Source organism: Streptomyces sp. NPDC086549 (assembly GCF_044746205.1).
Classification (GTDB): Bacteria; Actinomycetota; Actinomycetes; order Streptomycetales; family Streptomycetaceae; genus Streptomyces.
Map to the genome: position 1 here is coordinate 232,841 of NZ_JBIVBS010000008.1, position 23,261 is coordinate 256,101.

Annotated in this window: 19 protein-coding genes; 9 read left to right on the forward strand and 10 right to left on the reverse strand. The window is 71.8% G+C overall.

What is annotated here, in order from left to right:
• Positions 1–2: 2 nt before the first annotated feature.
• Positions 3–2,585 carry a DUF4157 domain-containing protein gene (locus ACIPSA_RS25710; RefSeq protein WP_402638336.1) on the forward strand — a complete coding sequence of 861 codons (2,583 nt, stop codon included), beginning with the start codon at positions 3–5 and terminating at the stop codon, positions 2,583–2,585.
• Between the two features lie 61 nt (positions 2,586–2,646).
• Here ACIPSA_RS25710 and ACIPSA_RS25715 read toward each other — a convergent pair whose 3' ends face one another.
• The gene (locus tag ACIPSA_RS25715; RefSeq protein ID WP_402638337.1) at positions 2,647–2,850 is read right to left on the reverse strand and encodes a hypothetical protein; all 204 of its coding nucleotides are present in this window, start codon (positions 2,848–2,850) and stop codon (positions 2,647–2,649) included.
• 72 nt (positions 2,851–2,922) lie between these two features.
• Complete coding sequence (locus tag ACIPSA_RS25720) at positions 2,923–3,672, reverse strand: BTAD domain-containing putative transcriptional regulator (protein ID WP_402638338.1); 750 nt, start codon at positions 3,670–3,672, stop codon at positions 2,923–2,925.
• 155 nt (positions 3,673–3,827) lie between these two features.
• Between ACIPSA_RS25720 and ACIPSA_RS25725 the strand changes: the two genes are divergently transcribed.
• Both ACIPSA_RS25725 and ACIPSA_RS25730 read left to right on the forward strand, forming a co-directional pair.
• Positions 3,828–6,773: an AAA family ATPase gene (locus tag ACIPSA_RS25725; protein ID WP_402638339.1), complete on the forward strand. Its 2,946-nt coding sequence runs from the start codon at positions 3,828–3,830 to the stop codon at positions 6,771–6,773.
• A gap of 166 nt (positions 6,774–6,939) precedes the next feature.
• Positions 6,940–7,881, forward strand: coding sequence for an SGNH/GDSL hydrolase family protein (locus ACIPSA_RS25730; protein ID WP_402638341.1), 942 nt, complete (start codon positions 6,940–6,942; stop codon positions 7,879–7,881).
• Between the two features lie 165 nt (positions 7,882–8,046).
• Here ACIPSA_RS25730 and ACIPSA_RS25735 read toward each other — a convergent pair whose 3' ends face one another.
• From ACIPSA_RS25735 to ACIPSA_RS25745, 3 genes are all read right to left on the reverse strand, one after another.
• A complete protein-coding gene (locus ACIPSA_RS25735) occupies positions 8,047–8,310 on the reverse strand; it encodes a hypothetical protein (RefSeq protein WP_402638343.1) in 264 nt (87 codons plus the stop codon).
• The gene (locus tag ACIPSA_RS25740) at positions 8,297–8,611 is read right to left on the reverse strand and encodes a DUF6400 family protein (RefSeq protein WP_402638345.1); all 315 of its coding nucleotides are present in this window, start codon (positions 8,609–8,611) and stop codon (positions 8,297–8,299) included. Before ACIPSA_RS25740 ends, ACIPSA_RS25735 begins: the two co-directional genes overlap by 14 nt.
• 93 nt (positions 8,612–8,704) lie before the next feature.
• Positions 8,705–9,778: an NAD(+)/NADH kinase gene (locus ACIPSA_RS25745; RefSeq protein WP_402638347.1), complete on the reverse strand. Its 1,074-nt coding sequence runs from the start codon at positions 9,776–9,778 to the stop codon at positions 8,705–8,707.
• Positions 9,779–10,000: 222 nt separating this feature from the next.
• Between ACIPSA_RS25745 and ACIPSA_RS25750 the strand changes: the two genes are divergently transcribed.
• Complete coding sequence (locus ACIPSA_RS25750) at positions 10,001–11,923, forward strand: glycoside hydrolase family 5 protein (protein WP_402638348.1); 1,923 nt, start codon at positions 10,001–10,003, stop codon at positions 11,921–11,923.
• A gap of 10 nt (positions 11,924–11,933) precedes the next feature.
• Here the strand turns inward: ACIPSA_RS25750 and ACIPSA_RS25755 are convergent, their stop codons facing one another.
• The gene (locus ACIPSA_RS25755) at positions 11,934–13,649 is read right to left on the reverse strand and encodes a serine/threonine-protein kinase (protein WP_402638349.1); all 1,716 of its coding nucleotides are present in this window, start codon (positions 13,647–13,649) and stop codon (positions 11,934–11,936) included.
• Between the two features lie 30 nt (positions 13,650–13,679).
• Complete coding sequence (locus ACIPSA_RS25760; protein ID WP_402638350.1) at positions 13,680–14,714, reverse strand: GlxA family transcriptional regulator; 1,035 nt, start codon at positions 14,712–14,714, stop codon at positions 13,680–13,682.
• A 188-nt stretch (positions 14,715–14,902) separates the two neighbouring features.
• Between ACIPSA_RS25760 and ACIPSA_RS25765 the strand changes: the two genes are divergently transcribed.
• The 5 genes from ACIPSA_RS25765 to ACIPSA_RS25785 all read left to right on the forward strand — a co-directional run bounded on the left by ACIPSA_RS25765 (position 14,903) and on the right by ACIPSA_RS25785 (position 20,024).
• A complete protein-coding gene (locus ACIPSA_RS25765; RefSeq protein ID WP_402638352.1) occupies positions 14,903–15,076 on the forward strand; it encodes a CsbD family protein in 174 nt (57 codons plus the stop codon).
• A 114-nt stretch (positions 15,077–15,190) separates the two neighbouring features.
• The gene (locus tag ACIPSA_RS25770; RefSeq protein ID WP_402638353.1) at positions 15,191–15,874 is read left to right on the forward strand and encodes a DUF899 family protein; all 684 of its coding nucleotides are present in this window, start codon (positions 15,191–15,193) and stop codon (positions 15,872–15,874) included.
• Positions 15,875–15,979: 105 nt separating this feature from the next.
• Positions 15,980–17,425, forward strand: coding sequence for a hypothetical protein (locus ACIPSA_RS25775; RefSeq protein WP_402638355.1), 1,446 nt, complete (start codon positions 15,980–15,982; stop codon positions 17,423–17,425).
• Positions 17,426–17,487: 62 nt separating this feature from the next.
• Complete coding sequence (locus ACIPSA_RS25780; RefSeq protein WP_402638357.1) at positions 17,488–18,771, forward strand: AAA family ATPase; 1,284 nt, start codon at positions 17,488–17,490, stop codon at positions 18,769–18,771.
• Complete coding sequence (locus tag ACIPSA_RS25785) at positions 18,768–20,024, forward strand: VWA-like domain-containing protein (RefSeq protein WP_402638358.1); 1,257 nt, start codon at positions 18,768–18,770, stop codon at positions 20,022–20,024. The genes ACIPSA_RS25780 and ACIPSA_RS25785 overlap by 4 nt, the downstream gene beginning before the upstream one ends.
• 79 nt (positions 20,025–20,103) lie before the next feature.
• Here ACIPSA_RS25785 and sbnA read toward each other — a convergent pair whose 3' ends face one another.
• The 3 genes from sbnA to ACIPSA_RS25800 are packed head-to-tail and all read right to left on the reverse strand — an operon-like array spanning position 20,104 to position 23,238.
• A complete protein-coding gene (sbnA, locus tag ACIPSA_RS25790; RefSeq protein WP_402638360.1) occupies positions 20,104–21,129 on the reverse strand; it encodes a 2,3-diaminopropionate biosynthesis protein SbnA in 1,026 nt (341 codons plus the stop codon).
• 37 nt (positions 21,130–21,166) lie between these two features.
• Complete coding sequence (sbnB, locus tag ACIPSA_RS25795) at positions 21,167–22,237, reverse strand: 2,3-diaminopropionate biosynthesis protein SbnB (protein WP_402638361.1); 1,071 nt, start codon at positions 22,235–22,237, stop codon at positions 21,167–21,169.
• Positions 22,234–23,238: a TauD/TfdA family dioxygenase gene (locus ACIPSA_RS25800; protein ID WP_402638362.1), complete on the reverse strand. Its 1,005-nt coding sequence runs from the start codon at positions 23,236–23,238 to the stop codon at positions 22,234–22,236. The genes sbnB and ACIPSA_RS25800 overlap by 4 nt, the downstream gene beginning before the upstream one ends.
• Positions 23,239–23,261 lie beyond the last annotated feature (23 nt).

Consider the following 23,261-nt stretch of genomic DNA (forward strand, 5'->3'; position numbering starts at 1 on the left):
TCATGGCCCCCCGTTCGACCACCGCGAAGCCGGCGCCGACGACGGCTCTGCCGGCCATCGTTCGCGATGCTGTCAGCTGTGCCGGGCAGCCACTCGAAACAGGCCTGCGGCCCGTGATGGAGGGTGCGTTCAACCACGACTTCTCGGCGGTCCGGGTGCACTCCGACCACCGCGCGGCCACAGCCCTCGGCGCAAACGCCTTCTCCATCGGCGAACACATCGTGCTCGGCCCTGGCATCGGGCCGGACAACCGCCGCGTCATCGCGCACGAACTCGCCCACGTCGTTCAGCATCGGCTCGGAGCAGAAACGGCGCCGGGCGTGGGACCGGCCGCCGGCCCCCTGGAAGACGAGTCGGCTGCCGCCGCCGCTCACATCCTGGCGGGCCGGACCGTCGCGATCCGTCCGCATACGCTCGTGCAGACGGTACTGCTCGACCGTCACGAGTTCGGCGCCGGACAGGTTCGGGTCGTCATCGACAGCCAGGCCGTCACGGTCAACGGCACAGCAATCCCAGCCGCTCTCGGCGAAGACGGCCGACTGCGGTTCCACGGCCGCGAGATCGTGCTGGACCGGTCCGGTGTGTTCCGCTACCGCGACCGATACACCGTCTGCCGCCCGTGCAACCCGGACTACTACGAGGGCCCACGCGGGCTCAAGCGGCCGGCGAGCAGTTTGCCCGAGGCCTTGCACAGCTTCTACGACACACCGTCACGGACATGGGTACCCCGCACGGAGCCACAGGTCACGACCGGCGTCCTGAGCGGGGAACCCATTGCGGCGCCCGGACCCGTCAATCCGGTGCTCCAGCAGCGGGTGCAGGTGGCGCAGGCGGCCAGGGAGCAGTTCGAGGCGCGCGTGGAGCGCGCCATGGCCGACGGCAACCGGACCAGGGCGGAAGCCGAGCAACTCGTACGGCAACGCATGCAGGACAACGTCGACAAACACGGCCTGGGTCAGTTCGAGTCGGGGCAGACCTATGCGTTGGCGGAGAAGGAGATCGGCCCCGGAGTGCGAAAGCGCACTGCCACCCGAGCCGTCGGGGGCGGCACGGCGGGCGAGGGCGCTGTCGCCGTGCGTCTTCCTGAGGTGGAAGCGCGGTTGGCAAAGATCAATCACATCTTGGGGGAGAATTTCGGGGCCACCGACCAGGCACTGCAGCACGCCGAGGTACGCGCCATCGTGCGCACACCGGACGCCCAGGTCTATTACTCCTTCCGTGACATGTGTCCGATGTGCCGACGCTATTTCCTCCTCGAAGCCGCGGCGCAGAAGCGCATCATCACGGTGGTGGATCCGACCTCGACTCTGGTTTTCACGCCGGACTTCCGGATCGTCGAGTACCGCCCGACCGAGGTCTACGAGCACACGGCCCTGATCACTCGCGCCAACGGCACATCACAGCTGACGATCGGCGAGCATCCGTCGGCCACGTACCGGGTACGCCCGGTGCCGCGCACGGGGCCGACGCCCCTCGTCGACCCCCAGCCTGCGGCCGCCACGACCACCCACCCATCGAGCGGTGGCCCCGTCGTCACGGTAGAGGGCGCCGCAGCACCGTCACCCCGACGAGTGGTGGACGCCCCGCAAACGGAAACGGGCGGAAGCACCGGCCGGGCGGTCCTGCCCGAGACACCCGAAGTACGAACCGGAGGCGTTCGTCCCGGGGCCCGCCTGCCCGAGCCCCTCGGTGAGCGACCGGTCGGCGTTCGACCGCGAGGAGTCGGCGGCGCCCGGCGTTTCGCGCTCGGGGCCGCCGGAGCCCTGGCCGAAGGCGCCTTCGCCATCGTCATGATGCTGGTCGACGTCATCATGCAACTCGTCGTCCTCCCCTACCTGGAGAGGCTGCAACGGCAGCTCGACGAGGAGCATCGCGCCCGGCTGCAGGAGGAGATCCAGCGGTACTACGAGACCCACCTCACACACGAGGTCGAGAACCTGGTCCTCGCCGCCGCCGAGCGCATCCGCAGAATCGAGGACAGAGACGCGCAGCCCTGCGCGAACATCAGTGTCACCGTTCACTTCGAACGCTCCTGGAACCTGCTCTTCGGGCAGGGCTCGGGTCCTCCCGAATCGATTCGAGATCTGTCGTTCGTGCGCCTGGACAACGTGAAGGTGGACATCGACGACACCCCCGTCGAGGATCGTTCCGAGCCCCTCGTGGCGGAGGACACCAACTTCCTTACAGGCGATCACTTCTCCAAGCGGTTCAGCCAGACGATCCACTTCTCCGCCACCCCGCCCAGCTATCAGGACCTGGTCGACCGGTACGGCCCGAACCCGGCGTCCCGCTCCACCCAATGCTTCATCGCGACGGCGTGCTACGGCACGCCCGGCGCCCCACAGGTCGCCGCTCTGCGCCGGTTCCGCGACGCGCACCTGATGACCCGCGATCGCGGACGCAGCTTCGTCAAGTGGTACTACCGCACATCGCCGCCCATCGCCCGGACGCTCCGGAGGCATCCCCTGGCACGGCGTGTCGTGCGATGGTGCTTTGTGACGCCGCTCGTGACGGCGATCGTGTACTGCCGACTCGACAGGCATCCCGACGCAGTCGGCCCGCTGGACGCCCCGACCGGCGACTAGCTGGCCGACCGCCGAGATTCTCCCGGCGCACGAGGACTCCGGCCGGCGGATCACCCTCACGTCAGCGCCGCAGCTCTATTTCGCACATGTCCAGCCACTCCCGCACGCTCGCGAGCACAGCGTCCCGGCCCGAAAGACAGTCGGAGGCGCCCGACGACCGAACGTCCGGGGTCCGGGTGACACGGGCGCGCAGGACGAACGTGCCAGGCTCGGACCAGACCGTAAGCAGGAGGATGGCCGTCGGGTTCTCCGAAAATTCGTTCATGCCGGTCCACTCGTCGAGGGATGCCGGGATTCCGGGCAGGGTTCAGACTGGCGGTGCGGCGTCACGCGCCCGTCAGTCGCCGGTCAATGCGCAGGACGGCAGCATCGCGGTGAAGGCGGGCGACGGGCCGATGCCCAATTCGCTGCGGAGCAGGTCCCGGAACGTCCGGTAGTGCCGGATCGCCTCCAGCACATTGTGCTCGGCCAGGTGGACCGCGACCACGGCCCGGTGGGCGCTCTCCCGCAAGGGCTCGATGCGGACGCTCTCCAGGGCCGCTTCCAGGGCGAGGGCGTGCCGGCCCTGTGCCAGGAGGCGGTGGGCCAGGGCGTCCAGGGCGTGGAGGCGGAGCTGGCGGAGGCGTTCGCGTTCGAAGAGGATCCAGTCCTCGTCCCAGCCGGGGAGGAGGTCGCCGGCGTGGAGGAGGTGACGGGTGGGGTCGGGCGGCGGGCCGGGGGCCGGGGGCTCCCCGCCGACCATGTGCAGGGCCGAGTCCATCAGGGTGCGCACGTCCACCGTGACGGTCTCGGTGAGCGAGAGGGTGTCGCCCTCGCTGCGCACCAGCGGCTCGTGTCGCCCACGGTGCAGTCGCCACAGGGCCGTACGCAGGCTGCCCTGCGCGCGTTCCTCGGTGACCTCGGGCCACAGCGTGCCGGCGACGACGGTGCGGGTGCCGTGGTGGCGCAGGCCCAGGTAGGCGAGGAGGCGTTGGGCGCCGGTGCCGACGTCGACGGGGGTCGGGCCGTAGGCCAGGGTGAAGCGGCCGAGCAGGTGGACCCGGGGGGCCAGGGTGTGCGTGGTCCCGCACCTGACGTCGTCGGCCATGGCACCTCCCCCGGCGCGGTGTACGGGCCCTGTCGATGCAACCGCACAGCGGAGGACGGCGCATCGGGGAACTCCCCATGACCGTACGAATTTTTACTAATCGCCAAAAACGGACAAGGATGCTCAATCACCCACGGCGATCATCCTGACCGGGCATGCTGGTGACGTGGCTCCCGGCCGCGCGGGGGCGATGGCGGTACGGGGGCGTCATGGACGATACGGCGGTCGTGGTCGGCATGCCGGCGGCGGACAGGGCGGCACCGGCCGCCGTGGACGGGTTTCCTCCGGTCGGGCGGGACCGTGAACGCGACCTGCTCGACCGGCTGTCGGACACGCTGCCCGAGCACGGCGGCGCGCTGCTGCTCAGTGGGGATCCGGGAATCGGCAAGAGCGTGCTTCTGCGGTACGCGGCCGACCGGTTCCGTTGCCGAGCGTCCGTGCTCCGGGCCGACGGTGTGGAGTCGGAAGCCGTGCTGCCCTATGCGGTCCTCGCCGATCTGCTGCTTCCGCTGCGTGAGCACTTCGCCGAACTGCCGCCCGGGCAGCGGCGGGCGGTGGAGGCCTGCCTGGCACTGGCGGACGTGAGCGAGCCGAATCCGTACGCGGTGTGCGCGGGCGCGCTCGGCGTGCTGGCAGCCGCCGGGGAGGTGCGACCGCTGCTCGTCGTGGTCGACGACCTGCACTGGGCGGATCCGTCGTCGCGGCAGGTGCTGCAGTTCGTGGCGCGCCGGCTGACCACGGAGCGGGTGGCGCTGGTCATGGCCGTTCGGACCGGCGCCGAGGAGGACGGCGCGTGGGAGAGCGTGCCGCGGGCGGCGCTCGCGCCGCTCGGCGACGACGACTGCTGGGCGTTGTTGCGACGGCACGGGCTCGACCGGGCGGATCCGGCGGCGGGCCGGCTGGTCCGGCTGGCGCAGGGCAATCCGCTGGTGCTCGTGGAGTACGCGGCGGCGCTCGCCCGGGCGCGGGCGGCGGGGGCCGACCCGTGGGACGACGTGTGGGAGGCACCCGGGCCCCTGGTGGAGCGCGCCTGGCGGGGGCGGCTGGGGGCACTGCCCCGCCGTACCCAGGAGGCGCTGGTGTATGTCGCCGCCTGCCGCCCACCCGAACTGACGCTCCTGGCAAAGGTCTTGGCCGATCTCGGCATGGGACTCGACTCCCTGGACGCCGCAGAGGAGGCGGGACTGGTGCGGATGCGCGACGGGGTCTGCGAGCTTCGGCATCCCGTGCTGCGGCCGGTGGTGCTGGGCGCGTGTTCCACGACTCGGCGCCTGGAGGTGTACCGGCGGCTGGCCGCGCTGTCGTCCGGCGAGTTGCAGACCTGGTATCTGGCCGCCGCCGCGCCCGGACCGGACGAGGCGGTCGCCGCGCGGCTGGCCGCCGATGCCGAACGGGCCCGCAGGCGCGGCGCGTTGGCGGCCGCCGCGCACGCCTGGCAGCGCGCCGCGGCGCTGTCCCCGGACCCGGCCGACGCGGCCCGGCGGCTGCTCGACGCGGCCCGGGACGCCTTCTACGGCGGTACGACGCGTGACGCGGCCCACTGGTGCGAACAGGCCCTGGCGTACAGCCGCGACCCGCGGCTGACCGCCGACATCGAGCTGCTGCGCGGGCAGGCCTGCACCTGGCTCGGCGACCCCGCACGCGCCCACCGGCTGCTGGTCGCCGCCGCCCGCGCGGTGCAGCCGGTGGACCGCTCCCGGGCCTGTCTGCTGTACGGGGCAGCGGTGGCCCCGGCGACGATGGACGGCCGGCTGCGGCGCGCGTCCGACATCGCGGCCCACTGCCAGGTGCTGGCCGACGGCGGCCGTGACACACAGCGCCGGCACGCCGCCGTGATGCGGGCCAAGGCGCAGGCCCTGGGCGGCGATGTCCGCGCGGGGCGCGCGTCGCTGCTCGCGCTGCTCGACGAAGGGCTTCCCCCGTCGGCCGCGCGTCCCGGGCAATGGCAACGGTCCGCGGACCGCGTCCGGCGGTTCACCGTGGACATCGCCCACAGCCCGGAGGAACGCCAGGTCGCCATGGACATCGGCCAGGGCCTGTCCTGGACGGACGACGGGGAAGTCGCCCGCCGGGTGCTGGACGCGGTGATCGAGAGCACCCGGCGCGACAGTTCGCCGACCCTGCTGCCGTACGCGCTGCTGGGGCGGTGCGAGGTGGAGATGTGGACCCGGTGGCCGATGGCACGGGCGGACGCCACCGAGGCGCTGCGTTGGGCCGAGGAGTTCGGGCAGGTGGCGATGGCGGGCTACGCGCTGGTCCTGCTGGCGCGGCTGGACGGGCTGCGCGGCGACACGGCGGGCTGCGAGGAGCGGGTCGCACAGTACGAGCGCTGGTGCGGCGGACGGCTGCGCGGCCTGGGCGTGTTCGCGCGTGGCGCGCTGGGCACGGCCGCGCTGACCGCCGGGGATCCGCAGGGCTGCCGTACCCACTTGGAGGCGGCCTTCCGGATGGCGGACGAGATGGGGCTGGTCAACCCCAATCTCATGCCGTGGCTGGCGGATCTGGCGGAGGCGTGTCTGCGCACGGGCGCGCGGGAGCGGGCCGTCACGGTCACGGACTGGCTCGCCGAGCGCGCCGGGGCGACCTCGCTGGCGTGGCCCGCGGCCGCCCACGCCCGTTGCCGGGTGATGCTCGCCCGGTCCGCCGACGAGGCCGCGGAGTGGCTCACCGCCGCCGAACTTGCCCACGCCCGCCGGGAGATGCCCTTCGAGCGGGCACGCACGCGGCTCGTCGCGGGCGAGGTGCTGCGCCGGGTCCGGCGTCCGTCGGCGGCGCAGGAGCCGCTGCTGTCCGCGCAGCGGACGTTCAGCGCGCTGGGCGCCGGGCCGTGGGCGGCCCGGGCCGGGGCCGAGGTCGCGGCGTCCGGGCACCGCACCGCCGTCCGCCGGGCCGAGCCCGACGTGCTGGAGCTGCTCACCCCGCAGGAGTTCCAGGTGGCGCGGGCCATCGGCGAGGGCCTGAGCAATGTCGAGGCCGCCGCGTCCCTGTTCCTGTCCCGCAAGACCATCGAGGCCCATCTCACCCGCGTGTACCGCAAATTGGGGGTGCGTTCCCGCGCGGACCTGGCTCGTTGTCTGGCGCACGCGGGGCTTGTGGGGTGATACGCACCGGTGCCCGGCGTTCACCTCAGACCCGACCCGCTCGGCTGCTCGCCTCCCACCTCTGGCCCCCGGGACATACCGAACGGTATACAAGCGTGGTTGAACGCGCGAGGGCCTGTCTCGATGCCGGCTCCGCGCGATGTTCCGGCCCAGGGGAGGGACTCCGATGGTGAACGACACGCATGCGGGCGCAGCGGCGAGACGTCGTCGATGGCCGGTCGTGGTGGGGGCGGCGCTCGGCGGTTGCACCCTCGTCGCCGCGTCCGCCGTACCGGCTGCCGCGCACGGCGGCGGACACGGCGACGGACACGGCGACGGACACGGCCGCGACACGCACTACGTGTCGCTCGGGGACTCCTACACCTCGGGCCCCCTCATCCCTCAGCAGGTGGACGCGAACTGCGCCCGCTCCGACCACAATTACCCCTCGGTCGTGGCGGCGGAGAAGGGCATCACCGCGTTCAAGGACGTGAGCTGCTCCGGGGCGACCACCGAGGAGATGTGGAAGGCGCAGGGCACCAACGGTCCCCAACTCGACGCGGTGGGACGGGACACCGATCTCGTGACGGTCCAGATCGGCGGCAACGACGTCGGTTTCGCCTCCATCATCGGTACGTGCGCGCGCCTCGGCGCCCAGGATCCGACGGGGAACCCGTGCCAGCGTTACTACGGCTCGTCCGGGATCGACCAGTTGACGCTCAACATCGCGCAGACCGCGCCGAAGGTCGACCGTGTCCTGCGCGCCGTGCACGCGAGGGCGCCGCACGCCCGGGTGCTCGTCGTCGGCTACCCGGACCTCCTGCCCGACGACGGCAGCGGCTGCTTCCCGTCGGTACCGTTCGGGGCGAAGGACTTCCCCTACCTGCGCGACACCGGGAAGCGGCTGAATTTTATGCTCCGCCTGGTGGCCGCGTGGAACCGTGCGGAGTACGTCGACACCTACGGCCCCACGGTCGGCCACGACATGTGCAAGGCCCCGGCGGACCGCTGGCTCGAACCGCTGCAGCCGGCCTCGCCCGCGGCCCCCGCACACCCCAATGCCAAGGGTGAGCAGGCCATGGCCGATGCGGTACTGGAGCGCCTGGGGAAGGGGCGCGGACGCGACTGAGCTTGGCGGCGGCACGCTCCGGCCGCGCGGCGCCTCGAAGGCGTCCCGCGCGGCTGACGCCGGGCCGCACCATCAGCGGGACACCGCTCGCGCCCTCGAAGTCGGTCACAGCCCGTCGTCGATGACGCGCACCGTGTCACAGTGGTGCCGCTCCTCACCGCCGGTTCAGGGGGACTGCCGCCGCAGGCCGCTGGTGATGCGCTCCCAGCGGGAGCGGGTGGCGCCGAAGCCCGTCTCGTGCTGCCAGATGTAGGTGCACGACGGGCACTGGAGGTGGAGCAGGCTGCCGTTGTTGGAGAGCAGGTAGCGCCAGTGCTCGGAGCAGGTGCGCCGCTGCTCGCACGTGTCGCATCCCTGACTGTCGTCGCAGTTCGGGCAGGTCACCCAGGCGCGGCGGCCGAGGTCCGCCTGCGGGTCAAGCGGCAGCACTGCCGTTCCCCCTCTTCGGCAGCACACCGGCCGCGACCAGGTCGTCGTACACGCGCTGCTGCTCCTCGCTGAGGCCGGAGTACAGCAGGTCGTACGCCGCGTCCTCGTCGCGCAGCACCGCGACCGGATCCCAGTCTGGGCCGAGCGCGGCCAGGACATGAGCCCGCCGTTCCACCTCGTGCGCGCCGAGGTCGACGGCGAAGTCGACCGGCGCGGCGGAATCCGCTCGTCCGGCGTCGTCCCGGCGCACCGCGTCGGGTTCGTCCGGATCGGCAGGATGGGTCGGGCCATGGGAGGACATGTACCGAACCTAGGTAGGCCCCCTGGCCTGCGGCAAGAGCAGGTGGGGGAAGTCACAGCCGGTCCGCCGGGCCGCCGGGCCGCCGGGCCGCGCCTAGGGAACCCGGGACGGATCGTCCGGTCCCTTCAGGAACTCGAGGTGGGCGAGGTCGCCGGGCGGCGGGGTCGTGACCGACCACAGCGGAGCGGCGGTCCCGTCGGCCACGGCGGCCGGGGCGTCGGTCAGGTTCATCCGCTCGCGCAGACGGCCGTAGAAGTCCATCGGCCCGAGCCGGACGGCCCGCAGTCTCTGCGGCGCTCTGTACACCCCGATCCAGTCCCCCGGATCGAGCACGCCGCGCACCTGGCCGTCGACACTGACCGCCGCCCGGCCGGAGCGTTCGAGCACGCGCAGTCCGATGGGCTCGTCGGGGGCCGTGACGACGGACCGGTTGAACGTCATGTGCGGAGCGACCGGTGTGAAGACCAGCGCCTCCGAGTGGGGCGACACGACCGGGCCGCCGGCGGCGAAGCTGTAGGCGGTCGAGCCCGTGGGCGTGGCGACCAGCAGCGCGTCGGCCGAGTAGGACGCCAGGAGCCTGCCGGCGATGTAGACGCCGACCGAGACCTGCCGGTCCCGCGACAGCTTCTCGATGACGACGTCGTTGAGCGCCGTGATGTGAAGGGGGATGCCCCAGTCCTTGTCGGCCTCGCACTCGGGCCGCACACTCGGCGATGGCAGCAGCGGGCCGCGGCCGTACTGCAACAGCCCCTCCACGTCCGGGGGCACTTCCAGGCGGCACGACGCACGCATCGTGAGCAGCATGCGCCTCTCGACCTCGTGCCGTCCCTCCCGCACGGCGTCCAGAGCCGAACGCACCGCTGTCACGGGGGCCTCCGTGAGGAAGCCCACCCGTCCCAGGTCGAAGCCCAGAACCAGGGAGTCGTTCGCGGCGGCCAGCCTGGCGCCGCGCAGGAACGTGCCGTCTCCCCCCAGAGTGACGACGAGGTCCGGGTTGCCCGCCGAGTCGAGCTCCTCACGCGTACTGTGCCTGCCGCCGTCGCGCCACACATCGATGTCCGTACACGGCACGTCGCGCTCGGCACACCACGCGCGTACGGTCCGTGCGGCCTCCACGGCTTCCGGACGCCCGCTGTGGACGACCAGGCCGAGCCGATTCACCGTCATATCTGCCTCCAGACAACCCAGCGGAACGGCCAGTAATACTCACCGGCAAGAGGTGTACCCCGTGACCGCCACGCCGCTGGGGGCGGGAGTCTCACGAGCATGCGCTCCGGCACCCGCCGAGGAACAGCATGCCGACGGCAACCGACATCGCCCAGAACCGCTTTCCATCCGTACGCTGGTGGCGACTCGTCAGTCTCCCCATCGCCCCCCACAGAGGACCGGATGCCGACTATCAGACTTGTCCAGTACCTGACATCCACTGCCACGGTACTCACCCTCCTCACCACCGCGCCGACGGCGGTCGCCGCCGTCCCGGAGCCCGTCTCCTCCGGGACACCCGCCCAGGTCTCCGCCCCGGCGGCCGACACCTGGCAGCCGCCCCTGTCCACCCGAGGCCGGTACATCGTCGACGCCCAGGGCAACCGTTTCCGGCTGCGGTCGGCCAACTGGGACGGCGCCCAGGGCTCCTGGACGGGAAGCGGCAGCGTCACCGATCCGGCCAACCACCACGCCGGCCAGAACTCCTACGGCATACCCCTCGGCCTGGACCGCGCCTCCCTGCCCACGCTGCTCGCCGACTTCCACGCACTCGGCATCAACAGCGTCCGGCTGCCGTTCTCCAACGAGATGATCCATTCGACGACACCCGTGCCGGACGTCGCCGTCGCCGCCAATCCCGGGCTGCGCGGCAAGACGCCCCTGCAGGTCTACGACGCCGTCGTGGCCGCCCTCACCCGGGACGGGTTCGCGGTCGTCCTCAACAACCACACCAACACCTCCCGTTGGTGCTGCGGCATCGACGGCAACGAACGGTGGAACAGCAGCCAGTCCACGCAGCAGTGGGCCGACGACTGGGTCTTCATGGCCCGCCGGTACGCCGACGACCCCCGTGTCGTGGCCGCCGATCTCTACAACGAAGTACGGCGTGACGTTCTGGACGACCCCAACTGGGGCCTGGGCGACGCCCACGACTGGTACGCCGCCGCCCAACTCGCCGCGGACCGCATCCTCACCGAGGCCAACCCCAACCTCCTCATCGTCGTCGAAGGCATCAACTGGACCGGCATACCCGCCGACGGGCTGCCCCACGACCGCCCCACCCTCACACCCGTGCGCACGCTCTCGCACACCCTCGTCGACGCCCACAAGCTGGTCTACTCGGCCCACTTCTACGGCTACACCGGCCCCCGGCACAGCGGAGCCACCGGAGTCGGTGAGACCCACGACCCCCGCTACCAGGACCTGACCCGCGACCAGCTGTACCAGGTCCTCGCCGACCAGGCCTTCTTCGTCACCACGGAGGGACAGCACTACACCGCACCCGTGTGGGTCAGCGAGTTCGGCATCGGAGCCGGTGAGACGGGCACCGCCGCCCGCACCTGGTTCGGCAACATCACCGACTACTTCGCCGACCACGACACCGACTTCGCCTACTGGCCCCTGGTCGGCTGGGAGGGCCACGACGACTGGGCCCTGCTGCGCTACGACTCCGCGGGGCACCGGTCCGGCATCCTCGACCAGGGCGACTGGCGCGCCACCGCCTGGAACCACCTCATGACCTCGCCGACCCGCACCGGGTACGTCGCGCCGACGGCCGTCTGGCGCATGCTCACCACCGACCACGGCGACCAGGTGCAGTCCCTGCGGGTGCGGGCAGGCGGCGACTGGGACTCCGGCGCCTACAAGGCCGCCTGCCCCGACGGCCTCCGGCTGATCGGCATCAGCCACACCGCCGGCCGTGGCCTGTGCACGGACACGACCGCCGGCGACCTGCGCGCCACGGGCGACACCCAGACGGTCGTGACCGACGAACGCTACGTTCCCGCGGGCGGCGACTGGGCCTCCGGCTACACCAAACTCCAGTGCCCGGCCGGGCAGTTCGTCATCGGCTACAGCCGCCGAGGTGCCCGCCTGTCGGCCGCCCTGTGCGCGCCCGCCCGCACCTCGCTGGGCCGCACCGGACGAACGGTCTGGCTCGACCGGTCCGACAACCGGCCCTCCGACGGCGCCGGCGGCGACTTCGCATCCGGCGACTACAAGGGCCAGTGCGCCGCCGACGAGTACGCCGCCGGTATCGCCTTCACCACCCGGCTGGGCAGCAGCCCGGGACCGGCCGCCCTGTTGTGCTCCCCGCTCCAGCCCTGAGTTCGCGACCTCACCCGCCGTCGTACGGCATCGTCCTGGTGACTTTGCCGTGCGGGTCGGCTTCCAGGTAGCCGTTCTGGCTGTAGGCGTTGCTCAGGTAGACCGCCATGTTGGCCGGGGTGTCGAACGTGGTGTCCGGCGGATTGACCACCAGGTAGCGGGTTGTCGGTTTGTCGACGTGCAGCTGCTTGCGCGCCTGGGCGAGAAGGGAGGGAAGGGCGTCCCAGTTGAAGTTCTTCAGGCTCACGGGCTCCGTGCCCGACAGGGAGCCATTGATGATGCCCTTCTCCACCCCACGGTCCGGGTAGTAGGTGTAGTCGTCGTACTTAGTCCGGCTGCCGGCCACCATGAGCTCCGCGGAGGCGTACCCCGGATAGACGGTGAAGTCGCCGTAGGTGTCGCGGCCCGTCGCGTCCTTGAAGGCCTTCAGGACCTTGCGGATGCCGGCGGGGGTGAGCAGGTCGGTGGTCTTCCCGGATGCCTGATCATCCGCCGGGGTCGGGGTCGGGGTGGTCGCGGTGGATGTGCCCTGACGCGACGGGCTCGTCGCACCGGGAGACCCCGAGGCACCCTTGTGGTCGTCGTCGGTCAGCATCCCCCGGATCAGGCTGCCGGCGACGACTGCGGCGACCACGGAGCAGGCGATGAGGATGCTCCGGGTCCGCCGTCGCGGCCCGCCGCTCGTGCGCCCCACGGTGACCAGGGCGTCCGGCGTGGTCGTCGGAGGCGCCGGCGGTACGGCGTACTTGGGTTCCCGGGCCGGCGGGACGGCATCCGAGACGGTCGGCCGCACGCCGCCCGGAGCGGGCGTACCGGTGCCCGTCACATAGGGCGCGGCGGGCGTCGGCGGTGCGAGCGGGTACGACGTGGCCCCCTGCTCCGCGGCGGGCTCGGCCGCGGCGGCGAGCATGCGCTCGACGGTCCCGGCGTCCGGCCGTGCCGCGGGGTCCTTCACCAGCAGGCGGTTGAGGACATCGGTCAGGGAACCGGCGCGGGCGGGAGGCGGTACCTCTTCGTAGAGCACGGCGGCCAGCGTGGCCAGTGTCGTGTCCCTGCGCAGCGGGTGGTGGCCCTCGACCGCCACGTACAGCATCATCGCCAGCGACCACAGGTCCGCCTCGGGCCCGCCCGGCCCGCCCGAGATGCGCTCGGGTGCCATGTAGTCGGGGGTGCCGATGATCGCCCCGGTGGCCGTGAGCGTGGTCGACTCGCGCACCGCCGCGATCCCGAAGTCGGTGAGGACCGGGCGGTCGTCGCGGCGCAGCAGGACGTTGGCGGGTTTCACGTCGCGGTGCTGGACACCGGCAGCGTGCGCCGCGCGCAGTGCCGAGAGGACGCCCTGGCCCACGCGGGCCGCCTCCGCGGGGGCCATGGGGCCGCGGGCGAGCAGATCGGCCAGCGAGCCGCCCTCGACCAGTTCCATGACGATCCACGGATAGGTGTCACCGCCGCCGTCGACGATGTGGTGGATCGTCACGACGTTCGGGTGGTCGACCCTGGCGAGTGCCCGCGCTTCGCGCAGGACCCGCTCCCGCAGCGTCCGGGCGCCCTCCGGGTCGTACTCGGCCAGGCCGGCGTCCGGTGGCCGTACTTCCTTGACGGCCACACTGCGGTGCAGCAGCAGGTCGTGGGCGCGCCACACCGTGCCCATGCCCCCGCCCCCGAGCCTGGCCTGTAGTTCGAAGCGGCCGTCGACGACCCGTCTGCCGCTGTCCCCCTCACTCATGCCGAGGAGGATAGCCCGCTCCCCTCCCGGTCACCGCTGGGCGGTCACACCGCCGGGACGGTCGATCCCGCCGCCGGCGATGCGGAACGTGCGCCGGTACGCGGTGGGCGTGACACCGAGCGCCGCCTGCAGATGCTGGCGCATCGACTGGGCCGTGCCGAAGCCCGAGTCGCGGGCCACCTGGTCGACGGACAGGTCGGTGGACTCCAGCAGGTGCCGGGCGCGTTCGACACGCTGCTGGGTGAGCCACTGGCCGGGGCTGACGCCGACCTCCTCACGGAAGCGGCGGGTGAAGGTGCGTACGGACAGGGCCTCCTGCTCGGCCATGTCCCGCAGCTGGATCGGCTCGTGAAGCCGGCCGAGCGCCCAGGCGCGGGCGGCGGTCGTGGAGGCCATCTGAGGGTCCGGCAGCGGGCGGTGGATGTACTGCGCCTGACCACCGTCGCGGTGGGGCGGTACGACCGTGCGGCGGGCGACCTCGTTGGCGATGGCGGTGCCGTGGTCGCGGCGCACCATGTGCAGGCACAGATCGATGCCGGCGGCGACGCCCGCGGAGGTCAGGACGTCGCCGTCGTCGATGAACAGGACGTCCGCGTCCACCTCGACCTGGGGGAACAGGCGCTGGAAGTGCTCGGACTCGGCCCAGTGGGTGGTCGCAGGGCGGCCGTCGAGGTAGCCGGCCGCCGCGAGGACGTACCCTCCGGTGCAGATGGCGGCGAGCCGGGTGCCGGGACGGATGTGGGCAAGCGCGGCCGCCAGTTCGTCGGTCAGCACGCCGTCCTCGAAGACCGGCCCCAGTTCGTACGAGGCCGGGACGATGACCGTGTCGGCCGTGGCCAGCATCTCCGGACCGTGCCCGACCTGGATGGCGAAGTCGGCGTCGGTCTGGACCGGGCCGGGCGGCCGGATGGAACAGGTGATCACCTCGTACAGGGGCCGCCCCCGCGCGTCCTTCGGGCGCCCGAAGATCCGGTGCGGGATACCCAGCTCGAAGGGGAGCAGGCCGTCGAGGGCGAGGACGACGACGCGATGCGGACGGAAGCCTGGGGCAGGGTCGGCGGGCATGGCCCGATCATAACGAACAGTGCCGATAGCGCCAGGAGTGCGGAGCCGGGAGAAATTTGAATTAAATACATCCTCCCAGCGCATCCTCCCAGCCGATTTCCGCAATCGGAATTCCAATGTTTGAACGGCGGAAAAGTGGCAAGTCGGGTGATGACCACACGCCGAAGAGACGTTGGGACGTGAAATCCATGGCTCGCAACCAAAAGGCGAAGGCCAAGGCCGAACAGGCCAAGGGCAAGATCAAGGAGACCACCGGACGCACTGTGGGCAACGAGAGCATGGAGGCCGAAGGCCGCCTCGAACAGGCACGTGGCGACGCCCGTCAGGCCAAGGAGAAGGCCAAGGACACCTTCCGGCATTGAGCCGCGTCCAGGCAGAGAACTCGGGGCGGGTCCGGGAATTCTTCATCGCATGGAATTCCCGGACCCACCGGATTGGACTCGAAATACCTCGGGACGCTCCCCCAGGAGGACGCGATGTTGCGGCACACGCGACTGCCCGGTGAGTCCGCGGAGTACCTCGCCGCCCGCGAAGAACTACGCCTCGCCGAGATCGACCTCATGCGTCGTCGCGAGAAGGTCGCGGCACAGCGGCGGGCACTCCCGCAGGGGCCACCGGTGGACGATTACGTCTTCCTCGAAGGCCCGAGCGACCTCGACGGGGGCGACACCCCCGTCCACGAGGTCGCGTTGAGCGGACTGTTCACCGCTCCGGACCGGCCGCTGATCGTCTACCACCTCATGTACGGCAAGCTGCAGACCGAGCCGTGCCCGATGTGCACCCTGTGGATCGACGGCTTCAACGGCATCGCCCGGCACATCGCCCAGAACGCCGACTTCGCCGTCGCCGCGGCCGCCGGCCCGCCCGCGCTGCGGCAGCACGCCCGCAACCGCAGCTGGTCCCGGCTGCGCCTGCTGAGCTGCGGAGACAGCTCCTTCAAGTACGACCTCGGCAGTGAGGACGAGGACGGCGCACAGGATTCCACGATCTCCGTCTTCACCCGGGACGGCGAGGGCACGGTCCGCCACTTCTACTCCGCCCACCCGCGCATGGCCCAGGACATGGACCAGCGCGGCATCGACCTCCTCACCCCCGTCTGGCACCTCCTCGACCTGACCCCGGGCGGCCGGAGCGACTGGTACGCGGGACTGGACTACTGAGCCCGAAGGCGCCTGACAGATCGCGGTGACGGACGCTATGCTCGCCGCGATGACCACTCATTCTGTTGACAGATTGGGGGACCCGTCCGCGCAAGGTGAGTGCTGATGCTCACTCAGACCGCGAACGGGGATTCCCGTCCTTCCTTCTGGCCGCGCGTGCGTGAGTTCGCCGTGCCGCCCTCCATGATCGAGACCGCGACCGCCCGCCGCCAGGCCGGTGACTGGGCGGGGGCATGTGCCGCCGCAGGTGTCGATGTCGATCTCAGTCTGCGTTCCGTGGCACGTGCCCATGGCCGGGAGCTGGCGGCCCGAGTCCGCGCCGATCTCCGGCACTTGGCTCCGGACGTGCTGCGCTGGCACATGCCGAGGATCGCACCCGACGGGCTGCTGCGCCCGGGACTGACCATCGCGTTGGCCCGGTACGACGCCAGGGGGCGCGACGATCCGTACCCGGTGCACCTCGTGGTCCGGACTCCCCCGGCCTGGGCGGATGCAGGGCAGCGGATCAGCCTCGCGCTGTGGGACGGATCCCACGCCGAGGCGAGCGCCCGCCGGCATCCGCATCCCCATCCCAGCCGACGGTTCCGCCTCGACCTGCACCGCCACCTGTGGGACGCGCGCAGAGCCGGTGAGCTGAGGGTCCGGTCCGGTGCCGACCGGCCGCCCGCGGACCATCGTCCCGCCCTGGACCCGGAACTGCCGGGGACGGTGCCGCGGGACGGTTGTGCCGTCGACCGATGGGCGGCCGAGGCGGGAATCCTGCTCCACGCCGAGGGGCGGCCCGCCGGCGGTACCGTCGCCGTGCGGCTGGGGGGCGGACACCGGCTGGCCTTGAGTCTGGTCCCGGACGGGGACGGGATCAGGGACGGGGTCGGGATCAGGGACGGGGTCGGGGTCGGGGTCGGGCCGCCCGCGATGCGGATCGCGGCGGTGTCCACGCACGTCAGCGACTCCGGGCTGCCGGTGCTGCCCGACGTGGCGACCTGGGTGCTGCCGGACCTCGAACTGATCCGCGGGGGTCTGATCGGGACCGATCAGCTGCACCCGCTGGTCGCCCCGGCGCTGGTGTCGGGCTGTGCGCCCACTCGTGCGCCCCGTGTTCCGGACCCGACAGGGGGACCGCGCATCGTGGAGTGCCGTGGAGCCCGGCACCGGATCGGCCTGGCCGACGGGGTCCTGGCCGCGTTGGACCACGACCCCGCGGAGGTCCGGCGGGAGGAACTGCTGGCCGCGCTGACCGGCACTCCGCTCCCCTGCCTGCGGGCCATCGACGAGGCGCACCGCCGCCCGGACTGCCTCACCGGCGTCCGCGAACGCCTTGACCATGGCGACATCGCCGGAGCGTTGGCCGTCGTCGAAGGTCTGCTCGGCCCCGACGCGGTACTGCGCGGCGGCCCTCTGCGGGACGAGCTGGAGGCGGCCGCGGAGCGGCGCATCACCTACGGACTGTTCAGGGCAGGCCTGATCGACCCCACCCCCGAGCGCATGCGCCCGGACCGCCACCGTCCCCGTCCCCGACGCTCGCAGCCCCGCCGCTCGACCTCTCGCTGACCCGGGGGCCCTCCGTCCCCGGCATCCACACGTCTTCCTCTCACACCCCTAGGTGATCGAACATGCACGCATACGCTCCCCCCGCCGCGCCCCGCTCCTCGTCCGACCCCGCCTCCGCCTCCGCCTCCGCCTCCGTCTCCCAACTCGACGTCGCCGAGCACCTGTTGGCCCTGCTGCGCGACACCACCACCGAACCGCGCCCCGACACACAGCTGGAGGCCCTGACCCTGGCCGTGGCCGCCGACCTACCCGTGCTGCTGTGGGGTGAGCCGGGGATCGGCAAGACCGCCGCCCTGACCCAGCTCGCCGAAGCCCTGGACCTCCCGCTCACCACGGTGATCGCCAGTGTGCACGAGCCATCCGACTTCTCGGGGCTGCCCGTCGTCGGAGACGACCCCGCGGAACAGGGCGTCCCCCTGGCCCCGCCGGACTGGGCCGTGCGGCTGGTACGGGCCGGCCGGGGGCTGCTGTTCCTGGACGAACTGTCCACCGCGCCTCCGGCCGTGCAGGCCGCCCTGCTCCGCCTCGTGCTGGAACGCCGCATCGGCGCCCTGCGGCTGCCGCCCGGAGTCCGGATCGTGGCCGCCGCCAATCCGCGGTCCTCGGCCGCCGACGGCTGGGAACTGAGCCCGCCCCTGGCCAACCGGTTCGTGCATCTCCAGTGGACCCACGACCACGAGGTCGTCGTGCGCGGCCTCGGTGGCACGTGGCCCCGGGCGACGCTGCCCCGGCTCGACCCCGAAAAGCTGCCCGAGGCCGTGGACTTCGCCCGCCGCGCCGTGTGCGGGCTCCTCTCCGCCCGCCCCGGGCTCGTGCACCGGCTCCCCAGCGGTGAAACGCGCCGGGGCGGCCCGTGGCCGTCGCCCCGCAGCTGGGACATGACCCTGTCCCTGATCGCCTTCGCGACCGCGGCGGGCTGCTCCCGCGAGGTGCTGTCCATGCTGGTCAGGGGCACGGTGGGGGACGGTCCGGGGCTGGAACTGCTGGCGGGCCTGGACCGGATGGACCTCCCGGACCCCGAGGTGCTGCTCGCCGACCCGTCCGCTGCGGAGCTGCCCGAGCGCGGGGACCTGCGGCAGGCCGTGCTCGACGGCGTGGTCGAGGCGGTCCGGGGCCGCCCGGACAGGTTCCGCTGGGACGCGGCGTGGGCGCTTCTGGTGCGGGCGGTGGAGACCGGGGCCCCGGACCTGGTGGTCGTTCCCGCGACCACGCTCGCCTCGCTGCGCCAGGAGGACTGGGACGTACCGGCGTCCATCGAGCGGCTCTCCGGTGTGGTGTCGCTGTCCCGGCGGGCGGACGGGGCCACGGCCCGCGCCGCGGCGATCACCTCGAAGGCGGGCCGATGACCGCGGACGCACCGGGGACGCTGGACCTCGACAAGCTCTTCACCGCCCGGCTGCACGCCGCCCGGGTCCGGCCCTACCTGGCGACGGCGCTGTTCGCCCTGCACACCGTGGAGTCGCGGCGGGTACCGACGATGGCCGTCGACCGGCACTGGCGGTGCTATGTCTCGCCGGCGTTCGTGCACCGGACACCGGTCGAGGAGCTGGCCGGTGTGTGGGTGCACGAGGTGTCGCACCTGCTGCGCGACCACCACGGGCGCAGTGAAAGGGTCGCGCGGGAACACGGGCTGACCGGTCCGGCGGAACGGCTGCGGATGAACATCGCCGCCGACTTCGAGATCAACGACGACGTGTACGGAGACGGGCTGGTCCGGCCCGAAGGCGCCGTCCAGCCTGAGCCGTTGGGGCTTCCCGTCGGGTGGCTCATGGAGGACTACCTGCGCGAGCTCCGGATCGATCCCCGCTCCCTGGAAGCCGCCTGGCTGGACTGCGGCAGCGGCGCCGACGGCCTGGAACGGGAGTGGGAGCTGGGACCGGACGGCGCGCACGGCCTGAGCGCGCAGGAGCGGGACGCGGTCCGGTTCCGGGTGGCGCAGGGCATCACCGGCCGTCCGGGAAACGCCCCGCAGGGCTGGCGGCGCTGGGCGGAGGAGGCGTTCCATCCGCCGCAGCCGTGGCGGGAGCTGCTGGGAGCGGCCGTCCGCTCGGCGGCCTCGGGCTCCGGCGCGGGCGACGACTACACCTACGGCCGGCCGGCGCGGCGCTCGGCCGGGGTGCCCGGGGTCGTGCTGCCGAGCCTGCGGCGCAGGCCGCCCCGGGTCTGCGTGGTCATCGACACGTCCGGGTCGGTCAGCGACGCCGAACTGGGCAGCGCACTCCTCGAGGTCGCCGCGATCTCCCGTGCCGTGGGCGGCCGGAGCGACCTGGTCAGCGTGGTGCCGTGCGACGCGTCGGCCAGGATCGTGCACCCGCTGTGTCGCGGCGAGGGCATACCGCTGGTGGGCGGTGGGGGCACGGATCTGCGCGCGGGCTTCGCCAAGGCGCTCCGCGTGCTGCCGCGACCGGACGTCGTCGTGGCCCTGACCGACGGGCAGACACCCTGGCCGGACACGCGTCCCCCGTGCCGGACGGTGGTGGGCCTGTTCCCTCGGGAGCGGCGGGCCGGTTCGTGGGACGAGGACGATCCCGACTACGTGCCGGACGCGCCGCCCGCCTGGGCCCGGGTGGTCGAGATCGGGTCGACACCGCCCGGGTGACGGCGGTGGCGCTGTCCTGGGACGGGTGGTGAGCACACCCCGGCCCAGGACAGCGCCACCGGGCGCCGCGAGCGACGCCCTACGGTCCGGGCCGGTGTGCCGGGTCCTCCGACACCGGCTTGTCCCTCCGGGCAGCCGCCGTCATCAGCTCGGAGTCGAGGATGTGGTCACCGTACAGATCCTGCAGCCAGTTGACCTGGTAGATGGTGTCGAGGTAGCGCTCGCCCAGGTCCGGTGCGACGGCCACCGCGGTGATGTCATGGGTGTCGTGCCGGGCCAGCCAGTCCATCGCGCCGCTGACCACCGTTCCCGTGGAGCCGCCGAACAGGAACCCGCGTCTGGCCAGGCGGTGACACGTACGGATGGTGTCCGCCTCCTCGACCCGGATCACCTCGTCCACGTAGGACTCGTCCAGCAACGGCGGGCGCATGCTCATGCCCAGGCCCGGAATCATCCGGCGGCCCGGCTCACCGCCGAAGGCCACCGAACCCACGCTGTCCACGGCGACGATCCGCACCGGCCGGTGCCAGTGCCGGAAGTAGCGCGCACAGCCCATCAGGGTCCCGGTCGTGCCCGCCCCGAGGAACAGCACGTCGAGCTGCGGGAACTGAGTGGCGATCTCCGGTCCCGTCGTGCGGAAATGCGCCCGCCAGTTGCCCGCGTTGGTGTACTGGCTGAGCCACACGTACCGGTCGTCGGAGTCGCACAGCGCACGGACGTAGTCGATCCGCTTGCCGAGGAATCCGCCGTTGGAGTCCAGGTCGGCCACGATGTGCACCTCGCTGCCCAGCGCCTCCATCAGCAATCTGGTCGAGAGGTTGCAACGGGAGTCCGTCACGCACAGGAACCGGTAACCCTTGCTCGCGGCGATCATGCTGAGCGCCACCCCCAGGTTCCCCGACGAGGACTCGACCAGTATCGAGTCGTCCTTGAGGATTCCCTCGCGCTCGGCGCTCTCCACCATCTCGTTCGCGGCCTTCAACTTGATGGAGCCGGCAAAGTTGAAGCCCTCGCACTTGAGGTAGAGACGGAGTCCGAAGATCGACTCGAGGTCGACGTACAGTCCGCCTTCGTTGAAGGCGTACGGGGCGGATATGACGGGCACGGTGGGCCTCCTGGTGCCATAGCCGAAGAATGGGGCCTCAGCCGTACCGGCGCAGGTCGTGGAAGAAGTCGTCGATGACTCGGAGCTGCCCCGCGCGGGCCACTTCGTCGTAGACGTACTTGCCGACCGCGAGGTCGAGCACGCCGAGTCCGAACGGGGAGAAGATCACCGGCCGGTCGGTCGGCGGGATCCGCCGTCCGCTCATGACGTCGTCGAGGGTGCCGTCGAGGAAGTCGCGGTTGCCGGTGAGCTGCTCGGCCAGGTGGGGCGAGGTGTTGGCCTGCAGACAGTGCTCGACGTCGTCGACGATGTTGGTCGACGCGAGCAGGATCTCCGGGGCGAGGTCGCGCAGGGAGACGTGCAGGACCAGGGGGCGGTGCGTGAACCAGCCCGGGTCGGTGACATGGGGTTCGCCGGCCACGGTGGCGAAGACCACCAGGTCGCTGGAGCGGATCAGTCCCTCGGGGCTGTCATGGACGTCGACCTGTGCGGTGGTGCCGGTCTGCCGCAGGTAGCCGGAGAAGCCGGCGGTGCTGTCGGGGGACACGTCGTACACGCCGATCGTGTCGAACGTCCAGCCGGTGCCCGCCAGGAAGGTGTGGATGTAGCGGGCGATCAGACCTGTGCCGAAGAATCCGACGCGGGTGGGGCGGGGGCCGCTCCGGCTGAGCCAGTCGGCCGCCAGGGCGGCCGATGCCGCGGTCCTGGTCGCGCTGATGATGGAGCTCTCCAGGCAGGCGAACGGATACCCGGTGTCGTGGTCGTTGAGGATGAGGACCGCGGAGGCCCGTGGCAGGCCGGCCGGCACGTTGGCCGGGAAACTGGAGATCCATTTCAGGCCGTCCACGTGGTTCGCGCCGCCGATGGAGGCCGGCAGCGCGATGATCCGCGCCGTGGGGCGGTCGGTGAAGCGCAGGAAGTACGACGGAGGGTTGACCGAGTCCCCGGCGCCGTGCAGCCGGTAGGTGGACTCGACGAGTTCCACGATCTCCTTCTCGCGCCCGCTGAGCGCCTGCTGCACCTGTGCGCCGGGGATCACGGCGAACGTCGGTGCCGAGGCCTGGTGGGACGTGTCCCGCTGGGTGGCGGTTGACAACAGGTTGGTCATCGCTGGCTTGCCTCCGGGGTCGGGCAGCAGTCGGCCGGACGGCAGGGCTCGGCCATGCCGACCAGCACCTGACGTTCTCCGGTGTAGGGCTCTCTGCTGTGTGCGGTGCGGATGTTGTCGACGAGCATCAGGTCACCGGCCTGCCAGGGCTCGCGCCGGGTGTGCTCCTCGTAGGTGGAGTTGAGGAGCTGGACGGTGTCCTCGCCGATCGGGGTGCCGTCTCCGAAACGGGTGTTGAACGGCAGTCCGTCCTCGCCGTAGACGTCCAGCAGGTACTCGCGCACCTCCGGGGCGAGCGTCCACTCGTTGAGGAAGGCGATCTGGTTGAACCAGCAGCGCCGGCCGGTGAGCGGGTGGCGGACCACGGCGCCGCGGCGCTGCCGGGTGTGCAGCGAGCCGTCGGGCTGCCAGGTGAAGTCGATGGCGTGGGCCCGGCAGTAGCGTTCCACGGTGGCGGGGTCGTCCGTGCCGAAGGACTCCGCGAGGGAGGCCCCGATCTCGTCGTTGTAGCTGCGGGTGAGCAGCCAGCCCTCCCGCTCGAACCGGTCTGTCAGCGCGGTGGGCAGCGCCTGGAGCACCTGTTCCGCGTCGGCCACCGCCGTGGCCCCGCCCTGGCCGGGTGCGGTCAGGCACGCGAACAGCATCAGGCCGGGGACCTCCACCGTGTAGCTCAGTTCGTGGTGCATGCACATCGGCTGGTTGGCCGGCCAGGTCGAGGAGGAGTACAGCCCGGGGCCGTATGTCTCACGGGGGGCGAAGGCCTCGCGCTCCGTCATCAGACCACCGGACAGCCCGGCGAAGACCGCACCGGCCTGGTCCGTCTCGCGCAGTTCCAGGCCGCGGACGAGCAGCGCGCCGTGCTCGGTGACCTGCGCGCGCAGTGCCTCGCGGTGTTCGCTGGCCCAACTCACCGCGTCGAGGGGGGACTCGACGCGCAGGAGGGGAGGTCTGTCCGGCTTCAGCTCCACGTCGAGCCGTGACGCCAGGGGTGAGGACGGCATATCGGTTTCCCTTCGGTTGCCCT

Excerpts from the sequence above, each read along its gene's own strand:
- ACIPSA_RS25710 (WP_402638336.1), top strand. The coding sequence starts at position 3 with ATGGCCCCCCGTTCGACCACCGCGAAGCCGGCGCCGACGACGGCTCTG.
- ACIPSA_RS25715 (WP_402638337.1), bottom strand. The coding sequence starts at position 2,850 with ATGAACGAATTTTCGGAGAACCCGACGGCCATCCTCCTGCTTACGGTC.
- ACIPSA_RS25720 (WP_402638338.1), bottom strand. The coding sequence starts at position 3,672 with ATGGCCGACGACGTCAGGTGCGGGACCACGCACACCCTGGCCCCCCGG.
- ACIPSA_RS25725 (WP_402638339.1), top strand. The coding sequence starts at position 3,828 with ATGCTGGTGACGTGGCTCCCGGCCGCGCGGGGGCGATGGCGGTACGGG.
- ACIPSA_RS25730 (WP_402638341.1), top strand. The coding sequence starts at position 6,940 with ATGGTGAACGACACGCATGCGGGCGCAGCGGCGAGACGTCGTCGATGG.
- ACIPSA_RS25740 (WP_402638345.1), bottom strand. The coding sequence starts at position 8,611 with ATGTCCTCCCATGGCCCGACCCATCCTGCCGATCCGGACGAACCCGAC.
- ACIPSA_RS25745 (WP_402638347.1), bottom strand. The coding sequence starts at position 9,778 with ATGACGGTGAATCGGCTCGGCCTGGTCGTCCACAGCGGGCGTCCGGAA.
- ACIPSA_RS25750 (WP_402638348.1), top strand. The coding sequence starts at position 10,001 with ATGCCGACTATCAGACTTGTCCAGTACCTGACATCCACTGCCACGGTA.
- ACIPSA_RS25755 (WP_402638349.1), bottom strand. The coding sequence starts at position 13,649 with ATGAGTGAGGGGGACAGCGGCAGACGGGTCGTCGACGGCCGCTTCGAA.
- ACIPSA_RS25760 (WP_402638350.1), bottom strand. The coding sequence starts at position 14,714 with ATGCCCGCCGACCCTGCCCCAGGCTTCCGTCCGCATCGCGTCGTCGTC.
- ACIPSA_RS25765 (WP_402638352.1), top strand. The coding sequence starts at position 14,903 with ATGGCTCGCAACCAAAAGGCGAAGGCCAAGGCCGAACAGGCCAAGGGC.
- ACIPSA_RS25770 (WP_402638353.1), top strand. The coding sequence starts at position 15,191 with ATGTTGCGGCACACGCGACTGCCCGGTGAGTCCGCGGAGTACCTCGCC.
- ACIPSA_RS25775 (WP_402638355.1), top strand. The coding sequence starts at position 15,980 with ATGCTCACTCAGACCGCGAACGGGGATTCCCGTCCTTCCTTCTGGCCG.
- ACIPSA_RS25780 (WP_402638357.1), top strand. The coding sequence starts at position 17,488 with ATGCACGCATACGCTCCCCCCGCCGCGCCCCGCTCCTCGTCCGACCCC.
- ACIPSA_RS25785 (WP_402638358.1), top strand. The coding sequence starts at position 18,768 with ATGACCGCGGACGCACCGGGGACGCTGGACCTCGACAAGCTCTTCACC.
- sbnB (WP_402638361.1), bottom strand. The coding sequence starts at position 22,237 with ATGACCAACCTGTTGTCAACCGCCACCCAGCGGGACACGTCCCACCAG.
- ACIPSA_RS25800 (WP_402638362.1), bottom strand. The coding sequence starts at position 23,238 with ATGCCGTCCTCACCCCTGGCGTCACGGCTCGACGTGGAGCTGAAGCCG.